We start from the raw sequence: 17,427 nt of genomic DNA, 5'->3' as shown, positions 1-17,427 counted from the left end.
ATGATGTCAGAACATCATCACAAACAACTGATTATTTTTTCTTTTTCGCTTTAGCATTAGGAAGGTCAGTAATGCTGCCTTCGTAAATTTCCGCCGCCATACCGATTGATTCATACAGTGTCGGGTGAGCGTGAATGGTCAGTGCGATATCTTCTGCATCACAGCCCATTTCGATTGCCAGACCGATTTCACCTAACAGCTCACCGCCGTTGGTTCCGACAATCGCACCACCGATAACACGATGAGATTCTTTGTCGAAAATCAGTTTGGTCATGCCTTCAGCGCAGTCAGACGCGATAGCACGGCCGGAAGCCGCCCACGGGAACGTAGCTGTTTCGTAGCTGATCCCTTTCTCTTTCGCTTCTTTCTCGGTCAGACCAACCCATGCGACTTCCGGTTCGGTATACGCGATAGAAGGAATGACTTTCGGGTCGAAATAGTGCTTCAGACCGGAAATAACTTCTGCGGCAACGTGACCTTCGTGAACACCTTTGTGCGCCAGCATCGGCTGACCGACGATATCGCCGATAGCAAAGATGTGCGGTACATTGGTGCGCATTTGTTTATCAACGTGGATGAAACCGCGATCGTCAACTTCAACGCCGGCTTTATCTGCAGCAAGTGTTTTACCGTTCGGCGTACGGCCGATAGCCACCAGAACCGCATCATAACGCTGTGGCTGTGCAGGGGCTTTCTTGCCTTCCATTGTGACATAAATACCGTCTTCTTTTGCTTCAACGGCGGTCACTTTGGTTTCCAGCATCAGGTTAAACTTACCGCTGATACGTTTGGTAAACAGTTTAACGATGTCTTTATCCGCTGCAGGAATGACCTGGTCGAACATTTCAACCACATCAATCTCTGAACCCAGCGCATGATAAACGGTCCCCATTTCCAGACCGATAATACCACCGCCCATGACCAGCAGACGGCCCGGGACAGTTTTCAGTTGCAGCGCATCGGTTGAATCCCACACACGCGGGTCTTCATGCGGAATGAACGGCAGCTGAATCGGACGTGAGCCCGCAGCAATAATTGCGTTGTCGAATGTGATTGTGGTTTTACCCTTCTCACCTTCAACATCGATAGTATTCGCACCGGTGAACTGGCCGAGACCATTCACAACAGTTACTTTACGGCCTTTCGCCATACCGGCCAGACCGCCGGTTAACTGAGAAATAACTTTCTCTTTCCACAGACGGACTTTATCAATATCAGTCTTAGGTTCGCCGAAAACGATACCGTGAGAAGCCAGCGCTTTCGCTTCTTCGATCACTTTCGCAACATGCAGTAATGCTTTGGACGGGATACAACCCACGTTCAGGCACACACCGCCTAAAGTTGAATAACGCTCAATCAGAACTGTTTCCAGACCTAAGTCAGCACAGCGGAAAGCCGCTGAATACCCTGCAGGGCCCGCACCAAGTACAACGACCTGGGCTTTAATTTCAGTACTCATCGTGACCTCTTATTTGTTTGTCCGGCGGGTCAGACAAAATGATATTCCACCGGGACGTACACACTGAGAGTAGTTTACAGAATTGTTAATAACCTGAAAAGACACAGTTCCGTGACCTGACTCCCGTTCTCCGGGATGGTCTCGTTTCAGCCTGCGTCAGCGGGACCGGCGCAACGCCGATCCCGGTGAGGTTACTTACAAATTACATCGTCAGACGGCGTAAATCACTCATGTACTGATTAATCAGCGTGATAAAGCGGGCGCCGTCAGCACCATCGATCACACGGTGATCGAAGGAGAGTGACATTGGCAGAATGAGACGCGGAACAAATTGTTTGCCATCCCAGACCGGTTTCATGGATGAACGGGACAGACCCATGATAGCGACTTCCGGTGCGTTAACAATCGGTGCAAAACCGGTCGTTCCGATACCGCCGAGGCTGGAAATAGTGAAACACCCGCCCTGCATATCAGAGGATGTCAGCTTGCCGGTACGCGCTTTTTTGGAGATTTCAGCCAGCTCGTAAGACAGCTCCAGAATGCCTTTTTTGTTCACATCTTTAATGACAGGAACAACCAGGCCATTCGGGGTATCAACCGCGATACCGATATTGACATATTTCTTCAGAATCAGGCGCTGACCATCTTCAGTGATAGAGCTGTTTACACGCGGCATATCAACCAGCGCTTTAGCAGCAGCTTTCATCACAAAGACCAGCGGGGTGATTTTCACGCCCAGCTGTTTTTTCTCAGCTTCTTTATTCTGCTGCTTACGGAATTCTTCAACATCCGTAATATCCGCTTCATCCATCAGCGTAACGTGCGGGATAACCACCCAGTTACGGCTCAGGTTAGCGCCGGACAGCTTCTGAATACGGCTCAGTTCCAGTTCTTCGATTTCACCGAACTTACTGAAATCAACTTTCGGCCATGGCAGCATACCAGGTAAACCGCCGCCGGTTGCAGCTGGTGCTGCTTCAGCGCGTTTAACCGCATCTTTCACATAAGCCTGAACGTCTTCGCGCAGGATACGACCTTTACGGCCTGTACCTTTGACTTTCGCCAGATTCACACCAAATTCACGCGCAAGACGACGGATAACCGGGCTTGCATGAATATAAGCGTCATTCTCAACAAAATCATTGCCGGTCGCAGGTGCTGCGGCCGGTGCAGCTTTCGCCGCCGGCGCTGCAACAGGTGCGGCTGCCGCTGGTGCTGATACTGCTGCCTGAGCCGGAGCGGCGCCTGCCACTTCAAAGACCATAATCAGTGAGCCGGTTTTCACTTTATCACCGACCGCGACTTTGATTTCTTTGATTTTGCCTGCCATCGGAGACGGGACTTCCATTGAGGCTTTGTCGCCTTCAACAGTAATCAGAGACTGTTCTTCCGTCACGGTATCGCCGACGCTGACCATAATTTCAGTCACATCAACTTCATCCGCGCCGATATCCGGAACATGAATTTCTTTATCTGCTGCAACAGCAGGCGCTGCTGCGGCCGGAGCCGGTGCAGCTGCGGCAGGTTGAGCTGCTGAGGCAGCCCCCGCCACTTCAAAGATCATGATAAGAGATCCGGTGCTGACTTTATCGCCGACAGTCACTTTAATCTCTTTCACAACACCAGCCATCGGAGACGGGACTTCCATTGAGGCTTTATCGCCTTCAACAGTAATCAGAGACTGTTCTTCAGTCACTGTATCGCCGATGCTGACCATAATTTCAGTCACATCAACTTCGTCACCGCCGATATCCGGCACATGAATTTCCTGCAATGCAGATGCTGCTGCCGGTGCTGCCGGAGCAGCTGCCTGTGCTACAGGAGCGGGAGCTGCTGCCCCTGCTTCTGCTTCAAAGACCATGATGAAAGAACCGGTGCTGACTTTATCGCCCACGGCGACTTTAATTTCTTTAACAATCCCTGCCTGCGGCGACGGAACTTCCATCGACGCCTTGTCACCTTCAACAGTGATGAGTGATTGTTCTGCTTCTACTTTATCGCCGACACTGACCATAATTTCAGTCACATCAACTTCATCTGAACCAATATCAGGCACATTGATTTCAATAGACATTAATAATTACCTCTTATGCCACGCGCGGGTTAACTTTTTCCGGATTGATGCTGAATTTCTTAATGGCTTCTTCAACCACTTTCACTTCAACTTCGCCACGTTTAGCCAGTTCACCCAGTGCAGCAACAACAACATAACCGGCATCAATTTCAAAGTGATGACGCAGGTTATCACGGCTGTCTGAACGACCGTAACCATCAGTACCCAGAACGCGGTAGTCGCTTGCAGGCACATAAGAACGAACCTGTTCAGCGTACAGTTTCATCCAGTCAGTAGATGCAACCGCCGGAGCATTATTCATCACCTGAGCGATGTAAGGCACGCGTGGTGTTTCTGACGGATGCAGCATGTTCCAGCGATCACAATCCTGACCTTCACGTGCCAGCTCGGTGAACGAGGTAACACTGTAGATATCAGAGCTGATGCCGTACTCAGAAGACAGGATCTGACCTGCTTCACGTACGTGACGCAGAATCGCACCTGAACCCAGTAACTGAACTTTACCTTTGTCGCCTGTCAATGTTTCGAGTTTATAGATACCTTTACGGATACCTTCCTCGACACCTTCCGGCATAGCAGGCATGTGATAGTTTTCGTTCAGTGTGGTGATGTAGTAATAGATGTTTTCCTGAGCTTCACCATACATGCGCTCTAAACCATTCTGCATGATAACCGCGACTTCATAGGCGAAAGACGGGTCATAAGAGAGGCAGTTAGGAATAGTCAGCGACTGAATGTGGCTGTGGCCATCTTCATGCTGTAAGCCTTCACCATTCAGAGTGGTACGACCGGATGTACCGCCGATCAGGAAGCCGCGTGCCTGCTGGTCGCCAGCCATCCACATCAGGTCACCGATACGCTGGAAACCGAACATTGAATAGTAAATATAGAACGGGATCATCGGCAGGTTATTGGTGCTGTAAGATGTCGCAGCCGCTAACCAGGATGCGCCGGCACCCAGTTCGTTGATACCTTCCTGCAGAATCTGACCTTTCACATCTTCACGGTAATAGGCAACCTGCTCACGGTCCTGCGGGGTGTACTGCTGACCTTTGGAGTTGTAAATACCGATCTGACGGAACAGACCTTCCATACCAAAGGTACGTGCTTCATCCGCAACAATCGGAACGATACGCTCTTTGATGGATTTGTTTTTCAGCATTACGTTCAGTGCACGCACGAATGCAATGGTGGTGGAGATGTCTTTATTCTGCTCTTCCAGTAACTGGCTGAAATCGCTCAGTGCAGGAATATCCAGTTTTTCATCAAAGTGTGAACGACGTGAAGGAACTGAACCATGCAGCGCTTCACGATGTGACATCATGTATTTCTGCTCTTCAGAGTTTTCGTCAAACTTGATGAACGGCAGTTTTTCCAGTTGGTCATCAGCAACATTGATGTCGAAACGATCACGGAGATGGCGTACGCCGTCCATGTTCATTTTTTTCACCTGGTGCGCGATGTTTTTACCTTCAGCGGTATCACCCATACCATAACCTTTAACGGTCTGGGCCAGGATCAGGGTTGGTTTGCCTTTGGTGTCATGCGCTTTTTTCAGTGCTGCGAACATTTTCTTAGGATCGTGACCACCGCGGTTCAGTGCGAAGATCTGCTCATCAGTCCAGTCTTTGACTAATGCAGCTGTTTCCGGATAACGATTGAAGAAGTTTTCGCGAACGTAAGCACCGTCTTTTGATTTGAAGGTCTGGTAGTCACCATCAACGGTTTCGTTCATCAGCTGAATAAGTTTACCACTGGTATCTTTCTTCAGCAGTTCATCCCAGCGACCGCCCCACATGACTTTAATGACCTGCCAGCCCGCGCCGGAGAACATACCTTCCATTTCGTTAACGATTTTACCGTTACCGTTTACAGGGCCGTCAAGGCGCTGCAGGTTACAGTTGATAACAAAAATCAGGTTATCCAGGCTTTCACGGACCGCGATGTTAATCGCACCTTTAGATTCCGGCTCATCCATCTCACCGTCGCCCAGGAAGGCATAAACGGTTTGTTCTGAGGTGTCTTTCAGACCACGGTTATCAAGGTATTTCAGGAATTTAGCCTGATAAATTGCAGATAGCGGCCCCAGACCCATAGAAACAGTCGGGAACTGCCAGAAGTTTGGCATCAGTTTAGGGTGCGGATAAGAAGGCAGACCTTTACCGTCAATTTCCTGACGGAAGTTGTTCAGTTGCTCTTCAGTCAGACGACCTTCCATAAATGCGCGTGCGTAGTAGCCCGGGCTTAAGTGGCCCTGGAAGAAAATAACATCGCCGCCGTCTTTCGCGTTCTGCGCACGGAAGAAGTGGTTAAAGCACACTTCATACATGGTTGCAGCAGACTGGTAAGATGCCATGTGACCGCCCAGATCCAGATCTTTCTTGGATGCACGCAGAACCATCATGACCGCATTCCAGCGGATAGCAGAACGAATCCGGCGCTCCAGCTCAAGGTTACCCGGGTAAGCTGGTTCATCCTCAACAGGAATCGTGTTGATATAGTTACGGTTTACAGCACCTGCTGCAACACTAACACCGCCCTGACGTGCAGTATTCAGAACCTGATCGATCAGGAACTGTGCACGCTCAACACCTTCTTCACGGATGACCGATTCGATCGCCTGTAACCAGTCGCGAGTTTCGATCGGATCCACGTCATTGTTCAAAATGTCTGACATGGTGTATTCCTTATAGTTTATTTGTTTCTGATGTATTCGGAGCCTATCTTCACGTTTCACGCCATCCGTGACGGGCGACGTGAAGATAGGCCCGGCTATATATTGCCGCTGATGCTAAGGTCAGCTTACAGACGCAGCATTCAGGATCTGTAAGCCCCAAAAATGTTACTCACTCCATGTACTGCTGAAGACGACGCAATGAACGTTCCCGCCGGGTATGTTCACGGCTCATATCCAGCAATACATCTTCCAGAAACGCCAGATGACGGTGGGATGCTTCCCTCGCCTTCTCCGGCGACCGTCCCATGATAGCCTGGAAAACCTGCTCCCGGTGCTCACTGACCATAGCCAGCATCTCTTTCCGGGTATAAAGAAATTCAAAATTCTGCCGGATATTTTTTTCCAGCATCGGCACCATACAGCGTAATAAATGCAGAAGCACAACATTATGTGCCGCTTCTGTCACAACCAGGTGATATTGAAGTACCGCGTGAGACTCCGCATCTGCACTGCCCTCATTACGGGCATCAGTAATTGCCTGATGACTGCTGCGGATACGGACAAAATCAGCTTCAGTTCCGCGCAGAGCTGCATAATAAGCAGCAATACCTTCGAGGGCATGGCGGGTTTCAAGCAGATCAAACTGGGATTCAGGATGCCCTTCCAGAAGTTGGGCAAGCGGGTCACTGAAACTTTGCCAGAGATTATTCTGTACAAATGTGCCGCCGCCTTGTCTGCGCAGCAAAAAGCCTTTCGCTTCAAGTTTTTGAATTGCTTCGCGCAGTGAGGGACGTGAAACATCGAACTGTTTGGCCAGTTCGCGTTCAGGCGGAAGCTTCTCCCCCGGGCTTAAAGAGCCATCGAGGATTAAGTGTTCCAGGCGCCGTTCTATCACGTCGGCTAATTTAGGTTGGCGGATTTTGCTGTAAGCCATAATTGCATCAGAACCATCGATATGGATAAATAGTGCTTCATGGGTTTGTAGTCAATTGGTAATACCAATTCTTTTTTACAGGCTCTTAAAGTAACAAAGTATTCACCTACTGTCTATAAAGACCTTGAGCTAAATCATAAAAACCTGCAAGTTTTAACAATTTATTTTAAAAATTAGCATAAATTGATAACCGATACGGTTACATGTTGCATTGCAAATGTTACAGGATTTAACGTTTAAAATTCAGATAAATACGCAAACTGAACCGTTACAGTAACCAACCATGTGAATATTTAATCTTTTATTGTGCATTTTTAGCCATCCGAAATCAGCACAAATATCCCCGTCCGTGATACTCACTTATCCGCAACGACCGCAACTATCATTGGCTATAATATAAATCTGACAAGATTCTGCCGCAGAACTGATTTTAGCCGGAAATACATAAACAGGTAGTATTTCACTGCGCTATTTTACCGGCAATGTGACAGGCGTATCTGTCTGTGCCAATGACTCCCGGTATCGGTTCCAGTCAAAATAAGGACCGGGATCCGTCTTACGCCCCGGGGCTATATCACTGTGCCCGGTAATATGCTCTGTCATTTGCGGATAGTCAGATAAAAGCGCCTGAGTCACTTGCGCCAGCGTCTGATACTGCTCATCCGTAAATGGCTGTGCATCTGTCCCTTCCAGTTCAATTCCGACAGAAAAATCATTACACTTTTCTGTTCCCTGGTAACAGGAAAGCCCCGCGTGCCAGGCCCGCTGATGAAACGGAACATACTGAACAACCTCCCCGGTACGACGGATAAGACAGTGTGCGGATACCCGCAAAGTCTGAATTTCAGCAAAAAACGGATGCGCATCCGGATCCAGTTTTCCCTGAAAAAGCTGATCAATATACGGACCGCCAAACTGACCCGGTGGCAGACTGATATTGTGGATAACCAGCAGGCGGGGAACCGTATCGGCCGGGCGGGTATCGCAGTGCGGTGAAATAACCTGCCGGGCGGCTGTCAGCCAGCCTTCCTGAATCTCCATCAGTTCTCCTCTGAATACAATTTGTCTTTTGAATGTCTGTCTGCTGAATGCCAGTCTTGTGAACCGGCCGGTAAGCGCACATTTGTGCCGCTCAGTATACGCAACGGATCCTCCGTCAGGAACATACTGAGTTTACGGCGCTTTTTTCTGCGTCTCAGAACGCAAAAAAAATTCGCGGAATTTCATTATTACATCACAGTTTTCCGCCGGAACCGAAAAAAACATATACCTCTCTTTTTTGCTGATCCGTCATTGAATAGAGTGCATCACGCTAATTAAGTAACCCGTTCACACACAAAGGAGCCAGTATGAATCAACGCGGATTTACCTTAATTGAAGTGATGGTTGTTGTTGCCATTGTCGCTGTTCTCAGTGCGATAGCCGTTCCCGGCTATCAAAACTATATTCGCAAAGCGGCCCTTATCGATGTTTTACGGACAGTCACTACATTTAAAACCGGTATTGAGCTGTGCAGTTTTGACAGCCCGTCATTTACCGGATGCAGCAGTGGTCAGGGAACGATCCCTGAGGATTCACCGGGACGTTACCTCAGGACAATTAAAGCTGAAAATGGCGTTATCTCCGCTGAAGGAAACAGTTCACTTGCCTCTCTCACTATTACAGCCACACCTGCCGGAAACACGATAAATGGCGTCACCCGCTGGACAACAACCTGTGAATCCACACTGGAAAGCCTGAAAAAACTTTGTCTCGATGTCATAAAATAACATACTGATATGAAAAGGAATTCATTATGCAACCGGACACTGTATCACCTGTTACCCACTTGTACGGGGAAGATCAGCTCCTATTTGCTGAAGTTCATGCGCTCTGTGAGAGGAATGAGCTGATGCTGATTGACTATAATCCGGATGCGGTCCGGATAGCCGCCGCGCAACAGCCCCGCAGAGATGTTGTTTCCGCCATCCGTTTTCTTGCCGGAAAACGTGTTGAGATTGAATTATGGCACAGTGAAAAACTGGCCTATTGCCGGCAAAATACACCACTGCCGGAACCGGTACTTTTTCCGGGTGTATCGCCGGTGCCCGGCTCTCCGGCAAACCGCCACCGGTCACAACCGGCATCCGTAGTGCCGTTATCATCCACTGCAGGCTCACCATCCGCAGAGCCCGCCTCCCGGCCTGATGCGGATTATTATCCCGCAGAGCAGCAATCCGCGGCAGTCAGGTTTGTGAATCAGCTGGTGACACATGCCATTGCCAAACGTGCCTCTGATATCCATATAGAACCAATACAGCAAGGCTACCGGATCCGGGCGCGGATAGACGGACAACTGCATACACTGAATTCGCCGCCGCCGGAAATCAGCAGTGAAATATCTATCCGTCTGAAAATTATTGCAGGTCTTGATATTGCCGAAAAAAGGTTACCCCAGGATGGTCAATTTGAATGGCTGGAAAGAGATATCCGTTATGCCGTGCGTATCGCCACACTGCCGACTATCTACGGTGAAAAAATCGTACTTCGCCTGCTGAGCACCTCACAAAACCTGGCGCTGGAAAAATCTGGGCTGACCACGGCGCAATTGACAACACTTCACACACAGCTGAATGGTTCTCAGGGTATTATTTTGCTGACAGGCCCGACCGGCAGCGGAAAAACCGCCACACTTTATGGCTGCCTGCAGTACCTTAATCAGAATAACCGTAATATCTGCAGTGTTGAGGACCCGGTAGAAATTCCGTTGCGGGGAATAACCCAGACACAAATCAATCCTAAAATTGAGCTGGGTTTTGCCACTATATTGCGCGCACTTCTGCGCCAGGATCCTGATGTCATCATGGTCGGGGAGATAAGGGATAAAGCCACCGCAGAAATGGCAATTAAAGCAGCACATACCGGGCATCTTGTACTGTCGACGCTGCATACCAATTCGCCGGAAGATACTTTTTCCCGTTTACAACAACTGGGTGTTGATGACTATTTTATCCGCACCTGCATCAAACTGGTTATCGCTCAGCGGTTAGTCAGGATCCTGTGTCCGCACTGCAAAACACCGGCATCAAAACCGGTGCCCGTCACACTGCACAACGGGAAAATCCGCAATATCACTGTATGGCAGGCAAACGGATGCACAGAGTGTTTCTCCGGTTTTTACGGACGCACCGCGTGCTTTGCCTTTCTGACACCGGAAGATTGCCCGCCCGCAAGAGGAGCAACGCTTTACGCGCGGGAACCGGAATGTACTGAGAAGATATCCTCTGCCCCCGGTACCATACCGGACACCCTGTTTGACGCAGGTATAAAACTGGCAGAAGCCGGTGTAACCACACTCAGTGAAATTCACTATATGCAGGATATCTGAGGAAATCTGATAAACAGGAGTGATGCTATGCGTATTTTCCGGCTTTATCTCTGGTCCGGTCTGACACAATGTAATCAGATACTGTCCGGTACTATTATTTCGCGTACAGAAAATGAAGCTATTCACCAGTTAATTTCGCAGAGCATTACACCTGTTTCCCTTCGCTGTCACAGGCGTCTGGTATATTCGTATAAAGAAAAACAGTATTTACCGCATTTCACACAACAGCTGGCAACATTACTTATTTCCGGGCTGCCGTTGTTACGGGCGCTGGTATTACTTCACAATGAATGTCGCTTTCCACTCTGGAAACAGGTAATTGATGACCTGGCCCGACAATTACAACAGGGGAAAACATTCACCAGGGGAATCAGTTTATATCCTGATTTATTTAATTCTTTTTTTTGTCAGATGATTACAGTCGGTGAAGAAACCGGTAAATTACCTGAATGTTTACACTGTATTTCAAAGCATATTCATGATCAGCAACACCACCGCACCTCACTAATAAAGGCAATCCGTTACCCTGTTACATTATTAATAGTTAGCTCACTTATGATAATACTTATGTTTATCTTTATTATTCCTGAATTCTCACAAATATATCAATCCTTTAATGCAGAGCTGCCTTTATTAACACAACAATTGATTATTTTCTCTGAAGCAATTACTGACCACATATTACTCCTTTTAGGTTTGACCATTATTACTTTATCCATTTATCAGGTATTACGTAAAAAATTTACATATATAAAAACAAAAGAATCACGTTGTTTTTTATCTGTCCCTTTTTTGGGAAATATCATTATTTATACTCAGACCGCACAAATTTTTCAGATGCTGGCAATAACTCAACGAGCCGGAATTACGCTGATAGCGGGTATAGATACCCTGATTATGACAATCGCGCACCCTCTTTATAAACAAGCCTTAATCACAGTCAGGGCGGAACTGCTCAGAGGACAGGCATTCAGTAAATCAATTAAACAGTCCGGGCTATTTCCTGAATTATGCTGTGAATTCATTGCAACAGGTGAAGCAACAGGTAAATTTGACCATTTCTTTACCTATACATCAGATTGGTTTAAATCTCTCGCCTTAAATCAAATTCAACATTTTTTTTAAGATCCTTCAGCCGGTTTTATTTGTTCTTATGGCTCTTATCGTCGCACTTTTATTAATTGCCATGTATTTACCATTATTCCGACTGGGTGAAGTTTTGGTCTGAACAAAATAGAGTTAATTATCAATCCTGTGAAATACATCTGTATTAATTTATTTTTACCATAGGCTAAATTAAATTCATCAGGTACAATTTATCTATAGTTTCAATCAATGCAGGAACACAATGGCTTATATCGTGGCATTAACCGGAGGGATCGGAAGCGGAAAAAGCACCGTTGCCGATATATTTGCCGGTCTCGGCGTTCCCGTCATTGATGCGGACATTATTGCCCGCCGGGTCGTTGAACCCGGAACCGCCGCGTTGCAGGCTATAGCCCGGCACTTTGGTCATGACATACTGACTGCGGATAATCATCTCGACAGAGCGGCCCTGCGCCGGAAAATTTTCGATAATCCGGCAGATAAAGCATGGATTAACCAATTACTGCACCCGTTAATCCATCAGGAAACACAGCAGCAATTACATAATGTCACTGCACCTTATGCTCTCTGGGTCGTGCCTTTGCTGGCTGAAAATAATTTAGCACCACTTGCTGACCGCGTACTGGTTGTGGATGTATATCCGCATGAGCAAATCGCCCGGACAATGCGCCGTGATTCCGTCACCAGAGAACTTGCTGAGAAAATGTTGCAGGCTCAGGCATCCCGGGAACAACGCCTGGCGATTGCTGACGATATACTGACGAATCATGATAATGATGATTCGCTGATCCCCCGCGTCTGCGCATTACATGAACAATATTTAGCTTTGGCCCGTCAGCCAAAATAGGGATCCTTATGAATGAAGCTTGTCAGTCAGTCGTTTTTGAACATCCGTTAAACGAGCGAACCCGTTCATGGCTGCGTATCGAAACATCACTACAACAGATGCATACACTGGCACCACTGGATTCACTCCCCGCCAGCCTCGCCTTTTTCCGTGCTGCCGCTGAATTTATTGAAGTGACTGACCGCGGGGAAGTCCGCTCTGAAATATTAAAAGAGCTGGAAAAACAGCAAAAAAAACTGTTGAAGTGGGCTGAAGCACCTAATGCAGATCAGGCACTGATTCAGGGTTTTTCTGATGATTTAAAGCAACAGTCTGTTGCACTGAGTGCAGCCCCACGCATAGCACAACACCTGAAAGATGATAAAATTATCGCTATCGTCCGCCAGCGCCTGAGTATCCCGGGCGGCTGTTGCGGTTTTGATTTACCCTATCTTCATTTATGGCTTAATTTATCACAGGATGTGCGGGACAATACGCTTGCCGGCTGGCTGGAAGGCTTACAACCACTGAAGAATGCTCTCGGCAGCCTGCTGACAATGTTGCGCCGGTCAGCGCGTTTCAGTGCCGTCGAAAGCCATAACGGCTTTTATCAGGATAATGCGGAAGGTGCCGATTTACTGCGTCTGCGCCTTCCGGTGGACTATCTTATCTACCCGCAGGTTTCAGGACATAAATCGCGCTTTGCAATACGTTTTCTGCATACGGACAGCGAACACGGTATAATACCGGTGAAGTTACCGTTTGAAATCGCCTGTTGTTAAAAGGAAAACCGTTATGTCTGAAGCCGTTATTGTCAATTGCCCCACCTGTAAAAAAGAGGTGGTCTGGGAGCCGGAGAGTGCTTATCGCCCATTTTGCTGTAAACGCTGCCAGTTAATTGATCTGGGGGAATGGGCGGCAGAAGAGAAGCGGATAGCGAGTCAGAGCGACCTTTCTGATACTGAAGCCTGGAGTGAACCGGAAGATACATCTGCGTACTGAACCGGGTAGGCGGCTGTTCAACAGCCGCCCTCACAGGTCAGGCAGCAGCTTAACGACTTATTTCGTCAGTAATGCCACAATACCGCGGTTTGCCGGCGGAAATTCATCTGCAATAAGATCCTGCTGTTTTACCCAGCGTGATGCCTGCCCTTCCCGTCCGTATGGCGTATTCTGCCACTCTTCAACCAGAAAAAAATAAATCGTTATCAGACGCTCAGGAAATTCATGCTCTGCGATTTGCAGCTGTTCACCCGGGGTTGCGATAATGCCCAGTTCTTCATCCAATTCCCGGACAAGAGCCTGTTCCGGCGATTCACCCTCTTCCAGCTTACCACCGGGAAATTCCCAGTATCCGCCCATATGTGAACCCGCCGGGCGTTGAGCAATAAAAATCTCACCTTCCGGGTTACGGATAACACCGGCGGCAATAAATAAGTGCTGTTTTTCCATAATTACTAATCCGTTTTGCTGGCATAAAAAAGACGGGTTTCCCCGTCTTCCTGTTTTAACCTTTACCGGGATCTGATTATTTCAGCGCACCGTGGCATTGCTTGTATTTCTTACCGGATCCGCAAGGACATGGGTCGTTACGGCCCACTTTACGGACACCAGAGGCCATTTCAGCTTCCTCTTTTGTCATCAGTGCCGCATTGTCATCCCCGTGACTGAGCTGCTGGCGCTGTGCCAGACGTTCAGCTTCCTCACGGCGGCGCTGCTCCAGAACTTCCACTTCTTCCGGCATACGAACCTGAACTTTGGAAATCGTGCTGACGACTTCATATTTCAGTGATTCCAGCATGTTAGAGAACATAGAGAATGATTCACGCTTATATTCCTGCTTAGGATCTTTTTGCGCATAACCACGCAGATGGATCCCCTGACGCAGATAATCCATCGCCGCCAGATGCTCTTTCCACAGTGTATCCAGCGTTTGCAGCATCACGCCTTTCTCAAAGTGGCGCATCATCTCTGCACCCACAATCTCTTCTTTCGCCTTGTACACTTCAATAGCTTGTTCAAGGATACGTTCACGTAATGTTTCTTCGTGCAGCTCAGGCTCTTTATCCAGCCACTCTTTGATTGGCAGATGTAAATCAAAATCCTGTTCCAGGCGTTTTTCCAGCCCTTCGATATCCCACATTTCTTCCAGAGACTGCGGCGGGATATAAGAATCAAGCACCGTTGTATACACATCACCACGGATACTGTCGATAGTTTCGCTGATGTCCTGACTGTCCAGCAGATCATTACGCTGGGTATAAATGGCACGACGCTGGTCACTTGCCACATCATCGTATTCAAGAAGCTGTTTACGGATATCAAAGTTGCGGCTTTCCACTTTACGCTGTGCGTTGGCGATAGCTTTTGTCACCCACGGATGCTCAATTGCCTCACCTTCTTTCATGCCCAGTTTACGCATCATGCCGGTTACGCGGTCTGACGCAAAAATACGCATCAGTGAATCTTCCATGGAGAGATAAAAACGGGATGAACCCGCATCCCCCTGACGACCTGAACGACCACGCAGCTGGTTATCGATACGACGTGATTCATGACGCTCAGTACCGATGATATGCAGACCACCGGAAACCAGTACCGCATCATGACGCGCCTGCCATTGTGCTTTTGCAGCAGCAATATTCTCTTCTGTCGGCTCATCCAGTGCATTGATATCTGCCTGTAAGCTGCCGCCCAGCACGATATCCGTACCACGACCAGCCATGTTGGTGGCGATTGTGACGTGACCGGCACGACCGGCCTGTTCAACAATATCCGCTTCCATAGCATGGAATTTAGCGTTCAGTACGCTGTGTTCAATTTTCGCTTTTTTCAGTGCATTGGAAATAAGCTCTGATTTTTCGATAGAGATAGTACCGACCAGTACCGGCTGCCCGCCGGCTGTACGCTCGCGGATATCTTCAATAATGGCGGCAAATTTATCCGCTTCATTCATATAAACCAGATCCGGTAAATCTTTACGGATCATCGGGCGGTTTGTCGGAATAACAATGGTATCGAGTTTATAAATTGAGCTGAACTCAAACGCTTCCGTATCCGCTGTACCGGTCATCCCGGCCAGTTTGGTGTATAAACGGAAATAGTTCTGGAATGTAATGGATGCCAGGGTCTGGTTTTCATTCTGAATCTCCACTCCTTCTTTCGCTTCCACTGCCTGATGCAAACCATCAGACCAGCGACGACCCTGCATGGTACGCCCGGTGTGTTCATCAACAATGATGACTTCACCTTCACTGACAATATAATCCACATCGCGGACAAACAGAGAGTGCGCACGCAGACCCGCCATCACATGGTGCATCAGCATAATATTAGCCGGTGAGTAGAGGGATTCACCTTCATTCATCAGACCGGCTTCTGACAGTAACTCTTCCACCAGTACCAGGCCACGCTCCGTCAGTGTAACCTGGCGGCTTTTCTCATCTACAGAGAAGTGACCTTCACCTTTAAATGTGTCTGAGTCGTCTTTTTCCTGGCGCACAAGGTGCGGGATCAGTTTATCGACTTTCATATACAGCTCAGAGCTGTCTTCTGCCGGACCGGAGATAATCAGCGGAGTACGCGCTTCATCGATTAAGATGGAGTCAACCTCATCCACCAGTGCATAGTTCAGTTTACGCTGAACACGCTCTTCCGGGCTGAATGCCATGTTGTCACGCAGGTAGTCAAACCCGTACTCATTGTTAGTACCGTAAGTAATATCTGCGGCATACGCTTCACGTTTTGCCACTGCCGGCATGTTCGGCAGGTTGATACCCACCGTCATCCCTAAGAATTCAAACAGCGGACGGTTATTTTCAGCATCGCGCTGTGCCAGATAGTCATTCACTGTTACGACGTGAACCCCTTTGCCGGACAGTGCATTCAGATAAGCAGGCAGTGTTGCGGTCAGCGTTTTACCTTCACCTGTACGCATTTCAGCAATACAGCGCTCATTGAGAACCATACCGCCGACTAACTGCACATCAAAGTGACGCATACCGAATACACGTTTACTGGCTTCACGCACAGTGGCAAACGCTTCCGGTAAAATACTCTCTTCTGATTCGCCTTTTTCAAGACGCTCACGGAATTCCTGTGTTTTTGCTTTTAATTCGTCATCACTGAGTTTTTCGAACTCAGGTTCCATGCGGGTTATAGCTTCAACTGATTTGCGCAGGCGGCGTAAAGTACGGTCATTACGGCTGCCGAAAATTTTGGTCAGTAATTTAACTAGCATATTTAAACATCTCTGTTCAGGCTCAATCAGGCCCGGTAAATAAAATGGTTATACCCTTATTCATTCAAACCGCAGGTTCGTTGGCTGCGCTCAACCAGCCGGGTCACATAGTTTATCTATGCTCCCCGTCTGTTTTCCCTTGCCGCCTGCCTGCAACTTGAATGACGTTGTGTATATAGAAAACAGGTAAAAAAAGGAATTATACTGATTGTGCGGGGCCTGCGCGGATCCCGCCGGTACGGGCTATCCACTGAACAGAAAAAGAAGGAACCGGGTTATCGGCAAGAATTTCCAGTGGCATAACTGCCGGATGGTAAACAGGCAGTGCCGGGGATTTGGTTAAAATAGCGTGCAGTGCCGCTAACATGTTCTGAGCAGAAGCGTCGTGGCGGTTTTTTACCGGAAAATTGTCTTCAGATGCGTCTTCCGGTCCGGAAAAAGCAAACGAGATTTGACGGATAGCATTACGCACCGCATGCTGTTGCCAGTAATTAACACTTTGTGATGTTCTGGCCGATGACGAGGTTTGCAGAAAAATACTGTCAAAGGCGGATAATGCCTGGCTCTGGCGGTTTTGTGTTGTCCCGGCACCTGCTGTGGTAACATCACCACCGGTCAGTACAGCAGGCAGGCCAAAACCGGTCGCCACAATCCCTATAAAGAGATGGCACCAGAAATAACGCCTGCCAAGTTGCCGCCAAAGATTTAAAATAGTGTTTCCCTCACGAGATCCGGAGTATATG

At 48.2% G+C, this 17,427-nt stretch carries 14 protein-coding genes; 6 read left to right on the top strand and 8 right to left on the bottom strand.

Going from position 1 to position 17,427, the window contains the following annotated elements; translation table 11 throughout:
* Positions 1-31: 31 nt before the first annotated feature.
* From lpdA to ampD, 5 genes are all read right to left on the bottom strand, one after another.
* Positions 32-1,459 (bottom strand): dihydrolipoyl dehydrogenase, encoded by a 1,428-nt coding sequence (gene lpdA / locus AYY17_RS20305; RefSeq protein WP_067404662.1) that lies wholly within the window; start codon positions 1,457-1,459, stop codon positions 32-34.
* A 202-nt stretch (positions 1,460-1,661) separates the two neighbouring features.
* Positions 1,662-3,533: a pyruvate dehydrogenase complex dihydrolipoyllysine-residue acetyltransferase gene (gene aceF / locus AYY17_RS20300; protein WP_067426962.1), complete on the bottom strand. Its 1,872-nt coding sequence runs from the start codon at positions 3,531-3,533 to the stop codon at positions 1,662-1,664.
* Between the two features lie 13 nt (positions 3,534-3,546).
* Positions 3,547-6,210 carry a pyruvate dehydrogenase (acetyl-transferring), homodimeric type gene (gene aceE, locus AYY17_RS20295; RefSeq protein ID WP_067426957.1) on the bottom strand — a complete coding sequence of 888 codons (2,664 nt, stop codon included), beginning with the start codon at positions 6,208-6,210 and terminating at the stop codon, positions 3,547-3,549.
* Between the two features lie 169 nt (positions 6,211-6,379).
* A complete protein-coding gene (gene pdhR, locus AYY17_RS20290; RefSeq protein WP_067404652.1) occupies positions 6,380-7,144 on the bottom strand; it encodes a pyruvate dehydrogenase complex transcriptional repressor PdhR in 765 nt (254 codons plus the stop codon).
* 468 nt (positions 7,145-7,612) lie between these two features.
* A complete protein-coding gene (ampD, locus tag AYY17_RS20285; RefSeq protein WP_067426954.1) occupies positions 7,613-8,185 on the bottom strand; it encodes a 1,6-anhydro-N-acetylmuramyl-L-alanine amidase AmpD in 573 nt (190 codons plus the stop codon).
* A gap of 308 nt (positions 8,186-8,493) precedes the next feature.
* Between ampD and ppdD the strand changes: the two genes are divergently transcribed.
* The 6 genes from ppdD to yacG all read left to right on the top strand — a co-directional run bounded on the left by ppdD (position 8,494) and on the right by yacG (position 13,446).
* Positions 8,494-8,913, top strand: coding sequence for a prepilin peptidase-dependent pilin (ppdD, locus tag AYY17_RS20280; protein WP_067426951.1), 420 nt, complete (start codon positions 8,494-8,496; stop codon positions 8,911-8,913).
* Positions 8,914-8,939: 26 nt separating this feature from the next.
* On the top strand, positions 8,940-10,511 hold the full coding sequence (locus AYY17_RS20275) for an ATPase, T2SS/T4P/T4SS family (protein WP_067426946.1): 1,572 nt from the start codon (positions 8,940-8,942) through the stop codon (positions 10,509-10,511).
* Between the two features lie 27 nt (positions 10,512-10,538).
* Positions 10,539-11,636 (top strand): type II secretion system F family protein, encoded by a 1,098-nt coding sequence (locus tag AYY17_RS20270; protein ID WP_235845442.1) that lies wholly within the window; start codon positions 10,539-10,541, stop codon positions 11,634-11,636.
* A 223-nt stretch (positions 11,637-11,859) separates the two neighbouring features.
* Positions 11,860-12,465, top strand: a complete 606-nt coding sequence (gene coaE, locus AYY17_RS20265; RefSeq protein WP_067426943.1) for a dephospho-CoA kinase — start codon at positions 11,860-11,862, stop codon at positions 12,463-12,465.
* 8 nt (positions 12,466-12,473) lie between these two features.
* The gene (gene zapD / locus AYY17_RS20260) at positions 12,474-13,226 is read left to right on the top strand and encodes a cell division protein ZapD (RefSeq protein WP_067426939.1); all 753 of its coding nucleotides are present in this window, start codon (positions 12,474-12,476) and stop codon (positions 13,224-13,226) included.
* 13 nt (positions 13,227-13,239) lie between these two features.
* Positions 13,240-13,446, top strand: a complete 207-nt coding sequence (gene yacG / locus AYY17_RS20255; RefSeq protein WP_067426935.1) for a DNA gyrase inhibitor YacG — start codon at positions 13,240-13,242, stop codon at positions 13,444-13,446.
* 57 nt (positions 13,447-13,503) lie between these two features.
* Here yacG and mutT read toward each other — a convergent pair whose 3' ends face one another.
* The 3 genes from mutT to secM all read right to left on the bottom strand — a co-directional run bounded on the left by mutT (position 13,504) and on the right by secM (position 17,396).
* Entirely contained in the window at positions 13,504-13,896 is a 393-nt protein-coding gene (gene mutT / locus AYY17_RS20250; RefSeq protein WP_067426932.1) for an 8-oxo-dGTP diphosphatase MutT, read from the bottom strand.
* A gap of 76 nt (positions 13,897-13,972) precedes the next feature.
* Positions 13,973-16,684: a preprotein translocase subunit SecA gene (gene secA / locus AYY17_RS20245; RefSeq protein ID WP_067426929.1), complete on the bottom strand. Its 2,712-nt coding sequence runs from the start codon at positions 16,682-16,684 to the stop codon at positions 13,973-13,975.
* Positions 16,685-16,883: 199 nt separating this feature from the next.
* Positions 16,884-17,396 carry a secA translation cis-regulator SecM gene (gene secM / locus AYY17_RS20240; RefSeq protein ID WP_082981470.1) on the bottom strand — a complete coding sequence of 171 codons (513 nt, stop codon included), beginning with the start codon at positions 17,394-17,396 and terminating at the stop codon, positions 16,884-16,886.
* Positions 17,397-17,427: the final 31 nt, after the last annotated feature.

This window comes from Morganella psychrotolerans (assembly GCF_001676055.1).
Taxonomy (GTDB): Bacteria; Pseudomonadota; Gammaproteobacteria; order Enterobacterales; family Enterobacteriaceae; genus Morganella; species Morganella psychrotolerans_B.
This window is presented reverse-complemented; position numbering and strand designations above follow the sequence as displayed.